Here is a 17,780-nt window from a genome sequence, read left to right as displayed (position 1 = left end):
AGGCGAATGGCGCGGCCAGAGCGCGTCTTCATCACCGGCGCCTCGAGCGGCATCGGCGCCGCCCTGGCGCGCGAGTACGCCGCGCGCGGCGCCACGCTCGGCCTGCTGGCGCGCCGCCATGACCACCTGGTGGCCCTGGCGGCATCGCTGCCAAATCCCGAGCGCCACCACATCTACGCGGTCGACGTGCTCGAGCGCGATGCCCTGGCGGCGGCCGCGCACGATTTTCTCGCCGCGGGCGGCGCCGACATCGTCATCGCCAGCGCCGGCATCTCGCACGGCACCCTCACCGACCGCCCGGCCGACCTGGCCGTGTTCGATGCCGTGTTCGCCACCAATGTGAACGCCACGGTCGCCACCTTCGCCCCGTTCATCGCCGCCATGCGGCAGCAGGCGACACCGTGCCGCCTGGTGGGCATCGGCAGCGTGGCGGGCATCCGCGGCATGCGCGGCGCCGGCGCCTACTGCGCCAGCAAGGCCGCCGTACACAGTTACTGCGAGGCGCTGCGGCTCGAACTGCGCGGCTCCAACATCCGGGTAGTGACGATCGCCCCCGGCTACATCGATACTCCCATGACCAGCAAGAACCGTTTTCCCATGCCCTTCCTGATGCCTGCCGAGCGCTTCGCCGCGCAGGCCGCCGCCGTGATCGCGCGCGGCGACAGCTACCGCGTGCTGCCCTGGCAGATGGGCGTCGTCGCCAGGCTGCTGCGCCTGCTGCCCAACGTCGTGTTCGACCGCCTGTTCGCGCGCGCGCCGACCAAACAGCGCCAGGGGGAAGCATGAACGCGGAACACATCGCCAGCCTGTCGCGCTCCGGGGTCGCGGTCGAAGTCGTCCACGAAACCGGCTCCACCAACGCCGACCTGCTGGCGCGCGCCGCGAGCCTCGATGCGCCGCTGCTGCTGGTGGCCGAGCACCAGACCGCGGGCCGCGGCCGCGCCGGGCGCAGCTGGCTGTCGTCGCCCGAAGGCTCGCTGACCTTTTCACTGGCCTGGAAATTCGACGGCGGCCCGCAGGCGCTCAGCGGCCTGCCGCTCGCGATCGGCGTGGCGCTGGCCGAGACGCTGGGCGCGCTGGGCCAGCAAGTCCAGCTCAAATGGCCGAACGACCTGCTCAAGGATGGCGACAAGCTGGCCGGCATCCTGGTCGAGACCGGGTCGGCGCCGGGCGGCGGCACCTGGACCGTGATCGGCATTGGCCTGAACCTCCTGATGCCCGACGAGATGGAGGCGCAACTGGGGCGCAGCGCCGCCGGCGTGCCCTGGCTGGCGCGCATGGAACGCGACGCATTGATGGCGGCCCTGCTCGACGGCCTGGCCGCGGCCCTGGCGGAATTCGCCGCGCGCGGCTTCGCGGCGTTTGCCGCGCGCTGGAACCTGCGCCACGCCTGGCAGGGCGAGACCGTGGTCTTGCTGGATAACGGCGCCGTGTTGCACGAAGGCCGCGCCGCCGGCGTCGACGACAGCGGACGCCTGCTGCTCGACACGGACCAGGGCCGGATCACGGTGATGGCCGGCGACGTGTCGCTGCGGGTCAAGGCATGATGCTGCTGGTCGATGCGGGCAATACCCGCGTCAAGTGGGCACTGGCCGATGCCGCCGCGGCGCCCGGCACATGGCGCGCCCAGGGCGCTGTCCTGCACGCGCGGCTGGACGACCTTGCGGCCGAATGGGCCGCGCGTGGCGTGACGCAGGCGCTGGTGTCGAACGTGGCCGGTCCAGAGCTGGCCGCCCGGATCGCGGCTGCGCTGCCGACGGGAATCGCCGTCGAATGGTTCGCCTCCACGCCTGAACGCGCTGGCCTCTGCAACGGCTACCGCGAGCCGGCCCGCCTGGGCTGCGACCGCTTCGCCGCCGCCATCGGCGCGCGCGCGCTGGCGCCCGGCCAGGATGTGATCGTGGCAACCTGCGGCACCGCGACCACGGTCGACGCGGTGAGCGCCGACGGCCGCTTCGTGGGCGGCATGATCCTGCCCGGCCTGGCCCTGATGGCGTCGAGCCTGGCCAGCAACACGGCCCAGTTGCCGCAGGTGGCGCCGGGCGCCCTGCCCGCCCTGTTCGGCGACAACACGAACGACGCGATTCTCTCTGGCGTGCTGTCGGCGCAGGCCGGCGCCATCGAGCGCGCGGTGGCCGGGCATCGCGCCGCGGCCTGCATCGTCTCGGGCGGCGCCGCGCCCTATATCGCGCCGGCGCTCAAGATTGCGCACCTGGTGGTCGATAATATCGTGCTGGTCGGCCTGCATGCGGCGGCCGCGTCGACAAAGGGAGAAGCTCGGTGCTGAAATTCGTCTTCTGGGCGCTGCTGGCCGCGAACGCGGCATTGCTGGCCTATGGCCAGGGGGTGCTGGGCCAGCCCGGCGGTGGCGAGCGCGAACCGGCGCGGCTGAAGAACCAGCTGGCGCCCGAACGCCTGACGCAGCTGACGGCGGTCGAAGCCAAGCGCGCGCTCGACGCCGTCGAGGCCGAGGAAGCCGCCGAGCCGCAAGCCGCCGCGACCGAGGCGCCGGCAGCGCCAACGGCGCCGGTCGCGGTCGCCCCGGACCTGGTCGCCTGCGTCCAGGCCGGCCCCTTCAGCGCCGCCGACGCGCGCCGCTTCGAGTCGCGCATCGCGAACCTGGACCTGGCCGCGCGCCAGACCCGGGTCGAGGTGCCGTTCCAGGAAGTGAGCAGCCGCCTGGTCTATCTGCCGCCGAACGGCGGCCGCGAAGGCGCCCAGCGCCGCGCCGCCGAGCTCAAGGAACGCGGTGTCGAGAATTTTTACATCATGCAGGGCGACTCGCCGCTGCGCTGGGCGATCTCGCTGGGTGTCTTCAAGACCGACAGCGCGGCGCAGAAACTGGTGACGCAACTGCAGCGCCAGGGTGTACGCGGTGTGCAGGTGCTGCCACGCGGCCCGCAGGTACAGCGCGCAGCCTACCAATACCGCGCCATCGAGCCTGGCGTGCGCACGCGCCTGGCGGGGATCGCCGACGGCTATCCGAATGCCGGCTTGCGCAGTTGCGAATAGCGGCACACGTCCTGCCGTATCGCCCACAGGCGCACCATCTGGTGCGCTTTTTTTTGCGTCCAGATCCGTCGCCAGTGTCGAAAATCTTTACACCAATGTTTGCGTGAAAAAATTAAAGTTAATAAAAACAAAGATTTATGTTTCTGGCACACTAATTGCTATATATCAAACTAAGTTGTTTTTATAAAAAATAGATTACTTGAGGGAAATATGAAAAAGATCATCATCGCAGCACTGTTCGTTGCCAGCACCGCCATCCCAGCTTCCGCCTTTGCCGCCGCTATTTCGCTGGATAGCCAGCTGACCGGCCAACAGCTGTCGGGCAGTACCTGGTTCCCGAAGACGTACACCTCGGTCTTCAGCGGCCTGTCGGGCCTGCCCGCCGACTACACCGTCAACAGCCTGTCGTTCTCGTTCAAGTTCTCGGACACTGGCGACAGGGGCTTGTGGAGCGGCTGGGATCGCCGCGACGATACGAAGGGTGAATATGTCTATAACAAGAACAAGAACGCCTTTTCGCGCGATGTGACGGCCACCGATACCCACTACTACTACACCGGTGTGGAAACCGCCAAGGTGATGTTCGACCGACTCACGCTCGGTAGCGGCAGCACCGAGGGCATGTGGTTCGACCAGGTCACCAAGGTCAAGGACAGCACTCGCAGCGAATTCAAACACTGCGATGGAAAGCGCTGCGCAAAGGCTTCCTCGAACGTCACGACCACCTACGAGAACTCGTTCCAGAACTCGGGCGAATTCGAAATCAAGGGCTTCATCAACAACAAGTCCATCATCGACATGCTGCTCAATGATGGCAAGCTCGGCCTGACCCTGAAGATCGGTGGCGACCTGGTGCTGACCAGCGCCAACCTGCTGCTCGACTACACGAAAATCGACATCCCGGTCGAAGAACCAGGCAAAGAGCCGGCCGAAGTGCCTGAGCCGTCGAGCGTCCTGCTCGCCGGTGCCGGCCTGGCCGCCATCGGCTTCGCCCGTCGTCGCCGCAGCAGCGCCGCCAAGGCATAAGCGGTTCTCTTCCACTGAAAGAAAATGGCCGGTTCATCACCGGCCATTTTTTTATTGGAGCCCAGCTCAGCGCTGGATCACGATCGGCTTGAAGCCGAGGCTCGCCGGCAGCGCGCGCATGGCCTCGGCTGCCTCGGCGCGGCTGGCATACGGGCCGCCGTACAGGCGGTTCAGCGAACCCACCTTGACCACCTCCAATTGGCCCAGCTCGACGCCGGCATTGCTGATCTTCTCGCTCATCGCCTCGGCGGTGCCGGCCCGGCCATAGGCGCCGAGCTGGATGAAGTAGCGGCCGGCGCTCGCCGGCGCAGGCACAGGCGCCGACTCGGGCTCGGGCTCGGCCTGGCGCACCAGCGCCGCGCTGTCGGAATGAATCCGGTCTTCGAGCATCAGCGCCTCGATCTCGGGCGGCGCCGATTGCGCGATCGACGCGACTTCGCGGCGCGCCGCCGCGATCCGGGCCGGCGGGACGATCGGATCGCCCGGGAACAGGCGCTCGATCTCGACTTCGTGGCTGCCCTTGCCCAGCAGCCCGAGCTTGAGCGCCGCCGTATATGAGACGTCGATGATGCGGCTGGCGTGGAAGGGACCGCGGTCGTTGATGCGCACCACCACCGAGTTGCCGGTATCGAGGCTGGTCACGCGCACATACGAGGGAATCGGCAGGGTCGGATGCGCGGCCGTCATCTTGTACATATCGTACAGTTCGCCGGAAGCGGTGCGCTGGCCATGGAACTTGACGCCATACCAGGTGCTCACGCCGCGCGCGCTGTACGGCTCGTCGTTCCCCAGCGGGGTATAGGTCTTGCCCAGCACCGTGTACGGACGGCCGGTCCACTTGTTGAACGGCTCGGACTTGACCACCGCATCAGGGACCTCGAGCAGGCCGTCGGGGATGTTGTCGCCCGGGCCGTCGTCCTTGTAGTAGCCGCCGCGGCCCGATTTGGCGGGCGGCAGCTGCGGCGCCTTGCCGTGCTTGGCGGTCGGCTTGTGCGGCCAGGGGAAGGGATTGAGCTTCTTGTGCTCTCCCGTGCTGCTGCAAGCCGATACTAAAATGGCAACCGGTATGACCGCCAGGAAGCTTGTACGAACGCCCATTGGCTGTCCTTTATGAAGTCTAGGTCTGCACCAGTTTACGATGTCTTTGAATACTCATCAATATGCCGGCGCCAAGTCCGAGGGTGATGAAGGCGGTGCCGCCATAGCTCATGAAGGGTAGCGGCACCCCCACCACGGGCAAGATCCCGGCCACCATGCCCATATTGACGAAGGCATACGTAAAGAAAATCATCGAGATGGAGCCGGCCAGCAGGCGGCCGAAGGCGTTCGGCGCATTGGCCGCGATCATCAGGCCGCGCCCGATCAGGAGCAGGTAGACGAACAGCAGGAACAGGTTGCCGACCAGGCCGAATTCCTCGGAATACACCGAGAACACGAAGTCGGTGGTGCGCTCGGGGACGAATTCGAGGTAGCCCTGGGTGCCCTGCATATAGCCCTTGCCGGTCACGCCGCCCGAGCCGATCGCGATGATCGACTGGATGATGTGGAAACCCTTGCCCAGCGGGTCCGAGGTCGGGTCGATCAGGGTCATCACCCGCTCGCGCTGGTAGTCGTGCATCATCGACCAGCCGATCGGCAGAAACGCCAGCACGCTCGCCGTGACCGCGGCGATCGCCTTCCATGACAGGCCGGCCAGGAAGATCACGTACAGGCCCGAGGACGCGACCAGCAGCGAAGTGCCCAGGTCGGGCTGTTCCATGATGAGGGCGACCGGGATGAACAGGATCACGGCCGCGATGATGTAATGCTTCCACTCGGCGACCTGGGCCCGGGTCTGGAAGTACCAGGCCAGCATCAGCGGCAGGCCGATCTTCATGATCTCGGACGGCTGGATGTCGATCACGCCGATGTGCAGCCAGCGCCGGGCGCCCTTCTTGATCAGGCCGAACAGGGCCACCGCGATCAATAGCGAGATGCCGATCGTGTAGATCGGCACCGCCAGGCGCATCAGGGTCTGGGGCGCGATGTTCGCGGCGATCCACATGACGGCGAACGACAGCAGGAAGTTGCGGACCTGGTGTTCGACCCGGTCCGGGAAGGTGGCGCCGGCCGACATCATGGTGACCATGCTGATCGTCACCAGGAGGCCCAGGATCAGGGTCAGCGGCAGGTCGAACACCGTGAAATAGGGGCGCAGGCGGCGGCGCAGCGAGCGCCGTTCTGGGATATGGGCCATGGCTTACTCGGTTCGGGTGGCGGCGGCAGCGGTAGGAGCGGCGGCCACCTGGGCCGGCGCGGCCGCTGGGGCGGGCGCGGCCTTCTTGACGGTGACCGGGCGCGTGGTGTTCTTCGGTTCGGGCGGCGGCGCCGGACGCTTGCCGAGGATCGCATAGTCGAGCACCTTGCGTGCGATCGGCGCCGCCACGACGCCGCCGAAGCCGGCGTTCTCGACCACCATCGCCAGCGCGATGCGCGGCTGCTCGACCGGCGCGAAGGCGGTAAACAGCGCATTGTCGCGATGCCGTTCGTCGATCGCGTTGGCATCGTACTTCTTGCCGCGCAAGCCGATCACCTGCGCGGTGCCAGTCTTGCCGGCCGAAGTATACGTGGCGCTTGAAAACGCGCGCTGCCCGGTGCCCTCGCGCATCACGCCCGCCATCGCATCCTTGATGAAGTCGAGGTGTTCCTGCTTCATCGCCAGGCGCCGGGTTTCCTTGGGCACGGTCAGGGTGCGCTCGCGGCTGACGCCATCCTCGATCATCTTGACCAGGTGCGGCTTCATGACCACGCCGTCATTGGCCAGGATCGCGGTCGCATGCGCCAGCTGCAGCATGGTGTAGTGGTTGAAGCCCTGCCCGATCGAGATCGAGATGGTGTCGCCGCCTACCCATTTCTGGGCCGCGCGGTTGCGCTTGAAGCGCTCGGCCTTCCATTCCTTCGAGGGCAGCACCCCGACTTTTTCGTAGTCGAGGTCGATCCCGGTCGGCTGGCCGAAGCCGAATTCGCGCATGAATTTCGAGATATTGTCGATCCCCATCTCGTTGCCGAGCTGGTAATAATAGGTGTCGCAGGAGTGGGCGATCGAATGGTACATATTGACGATGCCGTGGCCGCCCGGCTTGTCGTCATTGAAGCGGTGCCCGCCCAGCATGAAGAAGCCGGGGTCGCGGATCGCGTCCTGCGGACGGCGAAAGCCCATCTCCAGCGCCGCCAGCGACATGAAGGGCTTGAAGGTCGAGCCAGGCGGATAGGTGCCCGACAAGGGCCGGTTCATCAGCGGGCGATCGAGCGACGTGTTCAATTCGTTCCAGCTCTGGGTGTCGATGCCGTCGACAAACAGGTTGGGGTCGAAGCCGGGGCGCGAGACATAGGCCAGCACGTCACCGGTCGACGGTTCGATCGCCACCAGCGCGCCGCGGTGCTCGCCAAAGGCTTCCTCGGCGATCTTTTGCAGTTCGATGTCGATCGACAGGATCAGGTTGCTGCCCGGGACCGGCGCGGTGCGCTTGAGCGTGCGGATCGCGCGCCCGCCGGCCGAGCGCTCGACCTGCTCGTAGCCGGTCGTGCCATGCAGCTGGCGCTCGTAGCGCTTCTCGACGCCTTCCTTGCCGATATGGTCGGTGCCGTTGTAGTTGGCGGCGTCGTCGCCCTCCTCGATCGCCGCCGCCTCCTTGGCGTTGATGCGGCCGATGTAGCCGATCACGTGCGAGGCGACTTCGCCCATCGGATACTGGCGGAACAGGCGCGCCTGCACCTCGACGCCGGGGAAACGGAAGCGCTGGGCGGTGAAGCGCGCCACCTCGTCGTCGGTCAGGCGGGTGCGCAGCGGCACGCTGGCGAAGCTGCGCGACTCTTCGCGCAGGCGCTTGAAGCGGCGCCGGTCGCGGGCGTCGATCTCGACCAGCTTGGCCAGCTCGTCGATCACCGATTCCATGTCGGCCTGCAGCTTGGAGGGCGTGATCTCGAGCGTGTAGGCCGAATAATTACGTGCCAAAACCACGCCGTTGCGGTCCACGATCAGGCCGCGGTTGGGCACGATCGGCACCAGTGCGATGCGGTTGTCCTCGGCCTGGGCCGCGTACTGGTCGTGGTGCAGCACCTGCAGCCAGACCACGCGCGCAACCAATAGGCCGAAGCAGATGAAGACGAGGCCCACCAGCGCCGTGAGGCGCATCCGGAACTGGTGGATCTCGCGGTCGCTGTCCTTGAACTCGGTCATTCTGGATCGAACCTGGTCAGATCGGCCGGGTGTGGTCGCGGTCGACGGCGCGCCGCTGCGGCGCCAGCAGCAGCCAGGTGATCACCGGCCAGATGGCCACCGCCACCACGCTCTCGACGAATTGCAAGAGGCCCGGGAAGCGGCCCGACACCACGAAATGGACCACCAGCTGGATGGCCTGGGCCAGCAGCAGCAGCGGGAACACGTGCATGGCCTGGGTCATCACCGGGAACCACAGCACGCGGCGGTGGATCATGATGGCCAGGTAGGACAGCAGCGTGTACGACAGCGCGTTCTCGCCCAGCAGGCTGGCGTCGTGCACGTCCATCAACAGGCCCATGCAGAAGGCGACGCCGATGCCGACCTTGCGCGGCTGGTGGATGCCCCAGAACACCAGCACCAGCGCGACGAAGTCGGGCGCCCCGACCCAGCGCCCCCAGGGCATCAGGTTGAGCATGAAGGCGCACACCAGGCTGAAGGCGATGAACAGCGGGCTGACGGGCAGCAGGATGTAATGCGGACGGCTACCGGACATGGCGGCTTACTCCGTTCGGGCGGCCGGCGCTGGCGCGGTCGCGGTCGTTGCGGGTGGCGTGGAAGTCGGCGCGGCGGCTGGCGGCAGGGCCGGCGCCGCCGTTCCGTTGGTGGACGGCGCGGCCTGGGCCGGCGCATTGGCCGGCGTGCCGGCCGCCGGCAGCGGCGCGGCTGGCAGCGGCGGCTGCGGCACCGGCGTCATCTTCGGCATATTGCGGCGGCCGGCGGCAGGCGTCGTCTCTGGCGCCGGGCGTGGCGGCAGGCCGCTGTGCGACATGATGACCAGCACCTGGCGGTTGCGGTCGATGCCGGCCAGAGGCTGGCCGACCACGCGGCCGAACGAGCCGGTGGCCTTCTCGACCTGGGTCACGCGCGCCACCGCCAGGCCGGCCGGGTACATCCCGTCCAGGCCCGAGGTCACCAGCACGTCGCCGACCTGGATGTCGGCGTCTTGCGCCACGAAGCGCAGGTCGAGCAGGCCAGTATTGCCACGGCCGTAGATGATGCTGCGCAGGCCGCTGCGCAGCACCTGCACCGGAATCGCCTGGTCCTTGTCGGTCAGGAGCGTCACTTCTGCAGTAAACGGGAACACGCGCGTGACCTGGCCGACCACGCCGGCATGGTCGATCACCGGCAGGCCGAGCGTGACGTCGTCACGCGAACCGCGGTTGATCACGATGCGGCGCGTGGACGGGTCGCGCGCGTCGTACAGGATCTCGGCCATCTGCGACTGCACCGGCAGTTGCTGCTTGCCCGCCATCAGGCGCCGCAAATGGGCATTCTCGGCCATCTGGAACTGGGCCTGCTGCAGCAGCTGCGCACGCGCCAGCTCCTGGTGCTTGAGGGCCTGGACTTCCTTCTGCAGGGTCGACAGCGACGAGAAATACTCGTCCATATTGGCCAGCGCCTCGCGCGGCATCAGGGCCGCCATCTGCAGCGGATACAGCACCGTGGCCGCCACCTGGCGCACCCCGGCCAGCAATCCCATGCGGGCGTCGACGAACAGCAATATGATCGCGATCAGTGCGAACACCGTCACCTTGACACGGGCAGGGGCGCCTTGTTTGAACAGCGGCGGAGGACTGTATTCCATGACGTCCGTTGGTGGTAACGCGGGCGGTCAATACCAAGGCGGGCAGATGCGCGCAGCTTGTGACCGCACGCCCTGCCCGCCCTGGTCGATCGCGCGCGTCTTATTCGTACGAGAAAATCGAACCAAGTTTATCCATGCGCTCGAGGGCCATGCCCGAACCGCGCACCACGCAGGTCAGCGGATCTTCGGCTGCCAGCACCGGCAGGCCGGTTTCTTCCATCAGCAAACGATCGAGGTCGCGCAGCAGCGCGCCGCCGCCGGTCAGCATCATGCCTTTTTCGGCGATGTCGGCGCCCAGTTCCGGCGGCGCCTGTTCCAGCGCGTTCTTCACGGCCGACACGATCTGGTTCAGCGGATCGGTGAGCGCTTCCAGGATCTCGTTGCTCGAGATGGTGAACGAACGCGGGATGCCTTCGGACAGGTTGCGGCCCTTGACTTCCATTTCCTTGACTTCGGAACCCGGGAACGCCGAGCCGATCGCCTTCTTGATCGCTTCGGCGGTCTGTTCGCCGATCAGCATGCCGTAGTTGCGGCGGATGTAGTTGACGATGGCTTCGTCGAACTTGTCGCCGCCGACGCGCACCGAGCCTTTATAGACCATGCCGCCCAGCGAGATGATGCCCACTTCGGTGGTGCCGCCGCCGATGTCGACCACCATCGAGCCGGTCGCTTCGGACACCGGCAGGCCGGCGCCGATCGCGGCCGCCATCGGCTCTTCGATCAGGTAGACCTGCGAGGCGCCGGCGCCGAGCGCCGATTCGCGGATCGCGCGGCGCTCGACCTGGGTCGAGCCGCACGGCACGCAGATGATGATGCGCGGCGACGGACGGAAGAATTTCGAGTCGTGCACCATGCGAATGAACTGCTTGAGCATCTGCTCGGTGACGGTGAAGTCGGCGATCACGCCATCCTTCATCGGGCGGATCGCTTCGATATTGCCGGGCACCTTGCCCAGCATCTGCTTGGCTTCCTTGCCGACTGCCTGGATGGTCTTCTTGCCGTTCGGGCCACCTTCCTGGCGGATCGCGACCACCGAAGGCTCGTCCAGGACGATGCCCAGCCCGCGGACGTAGATCAGCGTGTTGGCGGTGCCGAGGTCGATCGCCAGGTCATTCGAGAAGTAGCTGCGTAAAAAACCAAACATGGGTGTCCTGATGCGCATCAATGTGCGCCTAAACATTGATCGGGGATTCTGTGCCGCACCTGCCACGCATGGGCACCGCGGACTTCGCATGCGAGGGTGCCAGGCTTTCGGCACGACAACGCATTAGCCCGCCATTCTACCTTATAATTTGTCGTTTACATGCTCAATACAGGTGGTTTTCCCCACCGATTTGCAAGCGATTTGGACGGTGTTTGCAGGGTTTTATCGCCTTTAAGAAGCCGTTCGCTGACATCTTGCTAACATTCATTATTCGCTGAATCATTTTTTGCGCGCTCTTGGCGCGCCATATTGCCATGTCCCTGACCCTTTCCGACGTAAAACGCATCGCCAACCTGGCCCAGCTCGACATGGACGACGCCCATGCCGAGACCGCTCTGGCCGAGCTGAACGGCATCTTCGCGCTGGCCGAACAGATGCAGGCGGTGGACACCACCGGCGTGGCGCCGCTGGCCCAGCCGCTGTCGGCCATCCTGGCCCTGCCGCTGCGCCTGCGCGACGACGCGGTCACCGAAGAGAACCGCCGCGACGACTACCAGGCGCCGGCGCCGAAGGCGCAGGATGGGCTGTACCTGGTGCCGAAGGTCATCGAGTAACCGCCCGCCGCTTTCACGAATCGCTAAAAGATCGAACCGCACATGCACAACAAGACCATCAAGGAGCTGTCCACGCTCCTGCACTCGAAACAGGTATCCGCGACCGAGCTGGCGCGCCACTACCTCGGCCGCATCGACGCGAGCGGGCATAACGCCTTCCTGCACGTGGACCATGAACTGACGCTGGCCCAGGCCGCGGCCGCCGATGAGCGCCTGGCCCAGGGCACGGCCGGCCCGCTGACCGGCGTGCCGATCGCGCACAAGGACATCTTCGTCACCCGCGGCTGGCGCACCACGGCCGGCTCGAAGATGCTGGACGGTTACGTCTCGCCTTTCGACGCGACCGTCGTCGACCGCTTCAAGGCGGCCGGGATGGTCACCCTGGGCAAGGTCAACCTCGATGAATTCGCGATGGGTTCGGCCAACGAAAACTCGGCCTATGGCGCGGTCAGGAATCCGTGGGATGCCAGCGCCGTGCCGGGCGGCTCGTCGGGCGGCTCGGCCGCCGCGATCGCCGCGCGCCTGGCGCCGGCCGCTACCGCGACCGACACCGGCGGCTCGATCCGCCAGCCGGCCGCCTTCTGCGGCGTCACCGGCATCAAGCCGACCTATGGCCGCGTGTCGCGCTTCGGCATGATCGCCTTCGCCTCGTCGCTCGACCAGGGCGGCCCGATCGCCCAGACCGCCGAGGATTGCGCGCTGCTGCTCAACGAAATGATCGGCTTCGACGAGCGCGATTCGACCAGCCTGACGGTCGAACAAGGCAATGTACGCGAAGACTATACGCGCGACCTGGACAAGCCCCTGGATGGCCTGCGCATCGGCGTGCCTGCCGAATACTTCGGCGAAGGCCTGGCGAGCGACGTCGAAGGCGCGGTGCGCGCGGCGCTCGATCAGTTCGTGAAGCTGGGCGCTGTATTGGTCGACATCTCGCTGCCGAAGACGGCGCTGTCGATCCCGACCTATTACATCATCGCCCCGGCCGAGGCTTCGTCGAACCTGTCGCGCTTCGACGGCGTGCGCTATGGCCACCGCGCCAGCGAGTACAAGGATTTGCAGGACATGTACCGCAAAACCCGCGCCGAAGGTTTTGGGACCGAGGTCAAGCGGCGCATCCTGGTCGGCACCTATGTGCTGTGCCACGGCTACTACGACGCCTATTACGTGCAGGCGCAAAAGATCCGGCGCCTGATCGCCGACGACTTCCAGGCCGCCTTCGCCGACAAGTGCGACGTGATCATGGGACCGGTGGCGCCGACGGTGGCCTGGGACCTGGGCTCCAAGGCGAATGACCCGGTGGCGAACTACCTGGCCGACATCTTTACCCTGTCGACCAGCCTGGCCGGCCTGCCGGGCATGTCGATCCCTTGCGGTTTCGGCACCGGTGACAAGAATGGCAAGCGCCCGGTCGGCCTGCAAATCATCGGCAACTACTTCGCCGAGGCGAAACTGCTGAACATCGCGCACCAGTACCAGCAGGCGACCGACTGGCACCAGCGTACGCCTGAAGGCGTTTAAACGCGCACAGAATAGAGAGAATCACTATGCAATGGGAAGTCGTCATCGGTCTTGAGAATCACGTCCAGCTCACGACCCAATCGAAAATCTTCAGCGGCAGCTCGATCCGTTTTGGCGCCGAGCCGAACACGCAGGCCAGCCCGGTCGACCTGGCGCTGCCGGGCGTGCTGCCGGTGCTGAACCGCGGCGCGGTCGAGCGTGCGATCCGTTTCGGCCTGGCGGTCGGCGCGAAGATCGCGCCGCAATCGGTCTTCGCGCGCAAGAACTATTTTTATCCCGACCTGCCGAAGGGTTACCAGATCAGCCAGATGGACGATCCGGTGGTCCAGGGCGGCACCATCAGCTTCGCCTATGAAAAAGACGGCAAGCTGGAGACCAAGACCGTCAACCTGACCCGCGCCCACCTCGAAGAGGATGCCGGTAAATCGCTGCACGAAGACTACGCCGGCATGAGCGGCATCGACCTCAATCGCGCCGGCACCCCGCTGCTCGAGATCGTGTCCGAGCCCGAGATGCGCAGCGCGAACGAAGCCGTGGCATATGCGAAAGCGCTGCACTCGCTGGTGATGTGGCTGGGCGTCTGCGACGGCAATATGCAAGAGGGCTCGTTCCGCTGCGACGTCAACGTCTCGGTGCGTCCGGTCGGCCAGAAGGAATTCGGCACCCGCTGCGAGATCAAGAACCTGAACTCGTTCCGCTTCATGGAAGAAGCGATCCACTACGAAGTGCGGCGCCAGATCGAGCTGATCGAGGACGGCGGCAAGGTGATCCAGGCGACGCGCCTGTGGGACCCGGACCGCAAAGAGACCCGTTCGATGCGCACCAAGGAAGACGCGCAGGATTACCGCTACTTCCCCGATCCCGACCTGCCGCCGCTGGTGATCGGCCAGGAGTGGATCGACCGCGTCCAGGCCGACATGCCAGAACTGCCGGGCGCCCTGCGCGCGCGTTTCACGGGCGAGTACGGCCTGCCGGAATACGACGCCCTGGTGCTGACCTCGTCGAAGGCGATGGCGACCTACTACGAAGCCGTGGTGGCCAAGGCCGGCAAGGAAAACGCGAAGGCTGCCGCCAACTGGATGATGGGCGACGTCTCGTCGACCCTGAACCGCGAAGCTGTGGAACTGGCCGACGCCCCGGTCAGCGCGGCCCAACTGGCCCTGCTCATCAAGCGCATCGCCGACGGCACGATCTCGAACAAGGCCGCCAAGGAAGTCTTCGCCGCGATGTGGGAAACCAAATCGGCCGATGAAGCGCTGGCCGACACGGTGATCGACCAGAAAGGCCTGAAGCAGATCTCGGACACGGGCGCGCTGGAAGCGATCGTCGACGAAGTCCTGGCCGCCAACGCCAAATCGGTCGAACAATATCGCGCCGGCAAGGAAGCCGCCATCAACGCCCTGATCGGCCAGGCGATGAAGGCGTCGAAAGGCAAGGCCAATCCGGCCCAGGTGACCGAGTTGCTGAAGCAGAAACTGGCAGGCTAAGCGCGCTCGACCGCGACCGCGGCCCGGACCGCCAGGCGCCCCGCGCGAGAAATCGCCCGGGGCGTTTTTGCGTTCCCTCAAACCGTCCATATGCACCACGTATAGCGTGAAGGTTTGGGCGGGAGCCGCACGTGGAAAAGAAAAAGCCGAATTGTCCCGAGATCGATCGGCAATTGATCGAGCGCTTTGCCAGCGGCAACGGCACGGTGTTCGTCGGGGCCGGCATCTCGATGCGCTCGAAACTGCCATCCTGGGCCCAGTTGATCGAGCCCTTGCGCGAGGAGCTCGGTGCACTGGTTTCTCCATCCGCCAGCCATCTCGACGTCGCCGAACAGTACGAGGCGGCGCACGGCCGGTCGGCCATGGTCCGCTACCTGAAGCGCGCAACGGGCGACGTACGCTACCAGGCCAGCCATGCGCACGACCTCATCGTCAGCCTGCCCGTGCAGCGCATCTATACGACCAACTTCGACGACCTGCTGGAACGGGCGGCGCACAAGAAAGGCATCAACCGCCACGTCATCCACGATGCCTCGCACGTCGGTTTTTCGGACACCTCGACCCTGTCGATCGTGAAGCTGCATGGCGACCTCGCAGCCCCCGGCTCGCTGGTCATCAGTGCGAACGATTATTACGGCTACTTCACCAAGAATCCCGCGGTGGCCGACCTGTTGAAGGTCGAGCTGCAGACCCATACTGTGCTGTTTCTTGGCTATAGCTTCAGCGACCCCGATTTCGGCATGATCCTCGGAAAAGTCGCGGCGCAATCGGGCCCCGATCGGCCGCTCCTGTACTCCCTCCAACTCGACCCGCAGCCCCTGGCCGTCAAGGGCCTGGAACGACGTGGCATCAAGGTCATCGCCTTGAATCCCGAACCAGGCACGCGCGACAAGTACCGGTGCATCGAGCATTGGCTGGACTGTTTCCTGCAGAAGCTGCGCAGGTACGAGCGCCGCAAGCGCCAGCAGCTGGCGCCGGCGAGTCCGGTACGGCTTACCGGCGACATCCCCAGGTTCAAGCACTCGCTGATCCGCCTGCGCACGCTGCGGCGGCTTGAGGAACTACTGCGCAGCGATGTCTCGGTGATCGTCGTCAAGGGCGAGGCAGGCATCGGCAAGACGCAACTGGTGGCCAAGGCGGTGGCGAGCATGCTGGTTCCCGGCGGCGCGGTCGTGGTCAGCGACGTGTTCGAGCAAGTCATCTGGATTCGTTCGGCCAGCGCCGCGCAGCCCCATGCATTCAGCCACATCCTGCGCACCATCCTCAATGCGCTCGAATCCTTTCCGTCGGCGGCGCCATCGCCGGACGAGATGAAGGAAGAAGCCACCCGGGCGCTCGAGGAACACCGGGTCATCGTCGTCATCGAAGACCTGGAAGATGGCAGCAGCAACGACAGCGAACTGGCCGAGACCAAGGAATGGCTCGAATATCTCGGCGCGGAAGGCAATCCCCGAAGCCGGATCATCGTGACCTCGCGCAGCCTGGACCTGCTCGGCTTCATGGTCCAGGTCGGCCGACTGAATGAAGACGAGGCCCGCGCCATGGTGAAGGAACATGCCGAGTCCATCATGCTCAGGCGCGCGATTCCCGATGGACTGGCCGACACCGACATTGCCGCCCTGGCGCGCCATACCCTGGGCAATCCCCAGGCGATCCAGCTGGCCCTGGGGCTGGCCTTCGGCACCGAAAGCACGCATGCCGTCTTCCAGGGGATAAGCGGGAACCACGCCGGCGATATCGAGTCGCTCTTCGACGAACTCATCGGCAAGATTGCCGATGAACTAAAGCAGCGCGACCTTCGCACACACCGGGTGCTGCGGGCCATGCTGGTATTTCCCGATTCCGGGCCTGTGCCCTCGGCGCTGCTGCGCGCCGCGTGCTGCGGGCATGACAAGGCAGAAGACGAAGGCTTTGCGAGAGCAGCCGACTACTGCGTACGCTTCGGCCTGCTCGAACGCGACACCCGATGCGATACCTTCGGCATGCACCGCACATCGAAAATCCTGTTGGCCAGGCGCTTCGGTGGGCTATCCGATCCAGACGGATCCTTCGACCGCCTCGCGGCCTACCTGCTCGATTTCCTGCGCGACGAACGCGATCACAACGTGGTCTGCCGCAGCGAGATCGGCGAAGAATACTGGAACGCCCTGGTGCGCGATCAGATGTCGAAGGTCGATCCGTACTGGCCGATCATCAAGCATGTGATGACGCGTGCGAGCCAGGAGCAGTTGCACATCGCATCGACACCGCTGATCGTCGAATTCGTGCTCCTGCTCGTGCACTATATGGACAGCCGCTTTCTCAACGCCGAACGAACCATGTTCATCAAGGCGGCAATCGGAATGCTCGACAAGGCACAAGACGGCGACAAGGAGCGTTCCAACGTCCTGTGCGCCCTGCTGAAGATCGATGCCCTGGCCTGGACCCATATGGAAAACAGCGAGCCCGACGCGGCGGCCGAGCAGATCGACAGCGGGCTGGCGCTGGTCGACACGGCGAAGCACCCCGATCTGCTTACCCTGGCCGCCGCTTGGCGGGCGCGCATGGCAAGCGAACGCAAGGACTACCACGAAGCGCACCACCAGCTTGCATTGGCCAGGGACGCAGCCGACAAGGCGAACAAGGACTGGATCCGCGAGCGCGTCGAAATGATCTCGGGCGACGTCCTGTACCACGAAAGCCAGGCGCTGGAGGCACACGATGCGCAGGATGATGCCGCGAAACTGGAAGCGCTGGAGCGCAGGGTGGCCAGGGCGAAGGCGGCGGAAACAGCCTATCGCGAGGCGGAGCACCTGACCGAGCGCTATGGTGGCGAAGGCGATGGCTACCAGACCAGCCCGCGGATCGCCCTTGCCCTGCTTGCACAGGTAAATGATCCGCGCGCCCAGGAAGAAGCGGCGCAGCGTTTCCACAAACTGGTCGAGAACAGCCAGGTGGCCGCTGGCCGCCTGTATGGCGAATACGGCATTGCCCTGATTGCGGCCAACAACCGCGCGACCAGCGAGGCGCGCGCCAGCCTGGAAGCGATCCACCGCGAGATCCATCATCTCGGCAAGGGGAATGTGCTGCTGAGGCTAGCGGAAAACCTTTATCGCAAGACGATCAAATGAGCAATCAAATGAGCGATCAAAAG

15 protein-coding genes are annotated in these 17,780 nt (G+C 65.6%); 9 read left to right on the top strand and 6 right to left on the bottom strand.

Going from position 1 to position 17,780, the window contains the following annotated elements; translation table 11 throughout:
• Positions 1–6: 6 nt before the first annotated feature.
• The 5 genes from E8M83_RS01270 (at position 7) to E8M83_RS01250 (ending at position 4,038) form a co-directional block, all read left to right on the top strand.
• Positions 7–786: an SDR family oxidoreductase gene (locus E8M83_RS01270; RefSeq protein WP_137171586.1), complete on the top strand. Its 780-nt coding sequence runs from the start codon at positions 7–9 to the stop codon at positions 784–786.
• Positions 783–1,547: a biotin--[acetyl-CoA-carboxylase] ligase gene (locus E8M83_RS01265; RefSeq protein WP_137171585.1), complete on the top strand. Its 765-nt coding sequence runs from the start codon at positions 783–785 to the stop codon at positions 1,545–1,547. Before E8M83_RS01270 ends, E8M83_RS01265 begins: the two co-directional genes overlap by 4 nt.
• Positions 1,544–2,287, top strand: coding sequence for a type III pantothenate kinase (locus E8M83_RS01260; protein ID WP_137171584.1), 744 nt, complete (start codon positions 1,544–1,546; stop codon positions 2,285–2,287). Before E8M83_RS01265 ends, E8M83_RS01260 begins: the two co-directional genes overlap by 4 nt.
• A complete protein-coding gene (locus E8M83_RS01255) occupies positions 2,281–3,012 on the top strand; it encodes an SPOR domain-containing protein (protein WP_137171583.1) in 732 nt (243 codons plus the stop codon). The genes E8M83_RS01260 and E8M83_RS01255 overlap by 7 nt, the downstream gene beginning before the upstream one ends.
• A 210-nt stretch (positions 3,013–3,222) precedes the next feature.
• Positions 3,223–4,038, top strand: a complete 816-nt coding sequence (locus tag E8M83_RS01250) for a PEP-CTERM sorting domain-containing protein (RefSeq protein ID WP_137171582.1) — start codon at positions 3,223–3,225, stop codon at positions 4,036–4,038.
• Positions 4,039–4,104: 66 nt separating this feature from the next.
• On the opposite strand, the gene E8M83_RS01245 is transcribed toward E8M83_RS01250, so the two are convergent.
• From E8M83_RS01245 to E8M83_RS01220, 6 genes are all read right to left on the bottom strand, one after another.
• Positions 4,105–5,136: a septal ring lytic transglycosylase RlpA family protein gene (locus E8M83_RS01245; protein WP_137171581.1), complete on the bottom strand. Its 1,032-nt coding sequence runs from the start codon at positions 5,134–5,136 to the stop codon at positions 4,105–4,107.
• 19 nt (positions 5,137–5,155) lie between these two features.
• Positions 5,156–6,274 carry a rod shape-determining protein RodA gene (gene rodA, locus E8M83_RS01240; protein ID WP_137171580.1) on the bottom strand — a complete coding sequence of 373 codons (1,119 nt, stop codon included), beginning with the start codon at positions 6,272–6,274 and terminating at the stop codon, positions 5,156–5,158.
• Between the two features lie 3 nt (positions 6,275–6,277).
• Positions 6,278–8,257 (bottom strand): penicillin-binding protein 2, encoded by a 1,980-nt coding sequence (gene mrdA, locus E8M83_RS01235; RefSeq protein ID WP_137171579.1) that lies wholly within the window; start codon positions 8,255–8,257, stop codon positions 6,278–6,280.
• A gap of 16 nt (positions 8,258–8,273) precedes the next feature.
• Positions 8,274–8,792 (bottom strand): rod shape-determining protein MreD, encoded by a 519-nt coding sequence (mreD, locus tag E8M83_RS01230; protein ID WP_137171578.1) that lies wholly within the window; start codon positions 8,790–8,792, stop codon positions 8,274–8,276.
• Between the two features lie 6 nt (positions 8,793–8,798).
• Positions 8,799–9,884, bottom strand: a complete 1,086-nt coding sequence (gene mreC, locus E8M83_RS01225) for a rod shape-determining protein MreC (protein ID WP_137171577.1) — start codon at positions 9,882–9,884, stop codon at positions 8,799–8,801.
• A 100-nt stretch (positions 9,885–9,984) separates the two neighbouring features.
• Positions 9,985–11,028 (bottom strand): rod shape-determining protein, encoded by a 1,044-nt coding sequence (locus E8M83_RS01220; RefSeq protein WP_005667820.1) that lies wholly within the window; start codon positions 11,026–11,028, stop codon positions 9,985–9,987.
• 314 nt (positions 11,029–11,342) lie between these two features.
• Here E8M83_RS01220 and gatC point away from each other — a divergent pair, with 314 nt between their 5' ends.
• From gatC to E8M83_RS01200, 4 genes are all read left to right on the top strand, one after another.
• Positions 11,343–11,642, top strand: coding sequence for an Asp-tRNA(Asn)/Glu-tRNA(Gln) amidotransferase subunit GatC (gene gatC / locus E8M83_RS01215; RefSeq protein WP_137171576.1), 300 nt, complete (start codon positions 11,343–11,345; stop codon positions 11,640–11,642).
• A gap of 42 nt (positions 11,643–11,684) precedes the next feature.
• Positions 11,685–13,160, top strand: a complete 1,476-nt coding sequence (gatA, locus tag E8M83_RS01210) for an Asp-tRNA(Asn)/Glu-tRNA(Gln) amidotransferase subunit GatA (RefSeq protein WP_137171575.1) — start codon at positions 11,685–11,687, stop codon at positions 13,158–13,160.
• Positions 13,161–13,171: 11 nt separating this feature from the next.
• Positions 13,172–14,647, top strand: a complete 1,476-nt coding sequence (gene gatB, locus E8M83_RS01205; protein WP_267874156.1) for an Asp-tRNA(Asn)/Glu-tRNA(Gln) amidotransferase subunit GatB — start codon at positions 13,172–13,174, stop codon at positions 14,645–14,647.
• A 131-nt stretch (positions 14,648–14,778) separates the two neighbouring features.
• On the top strand, positions 14,779–17,757 hold the full coding sequence (locus tag E8M83_RS01200; RefSeq protein WP_137171573.1) for an SIR2 family protein: 2,979 nt from the start codon (positions 14,779–14,781) through the stop codon (positions 17,755–17,757).
• Positions 17,758–17,780 lie beyond the last annotated feature (23 nt).

The organism is Massilia sp. HP4 (assembly GCF_005222695.1).
Lineage (GTDB): Bacteria > Pseudomonadota > Gammaproteobacteria > Burkholderiales > Burkholderiaceae_D > Telluria.
This window is presented reverse-complemented; position numbering and strand designations above follow the sequence as displayed.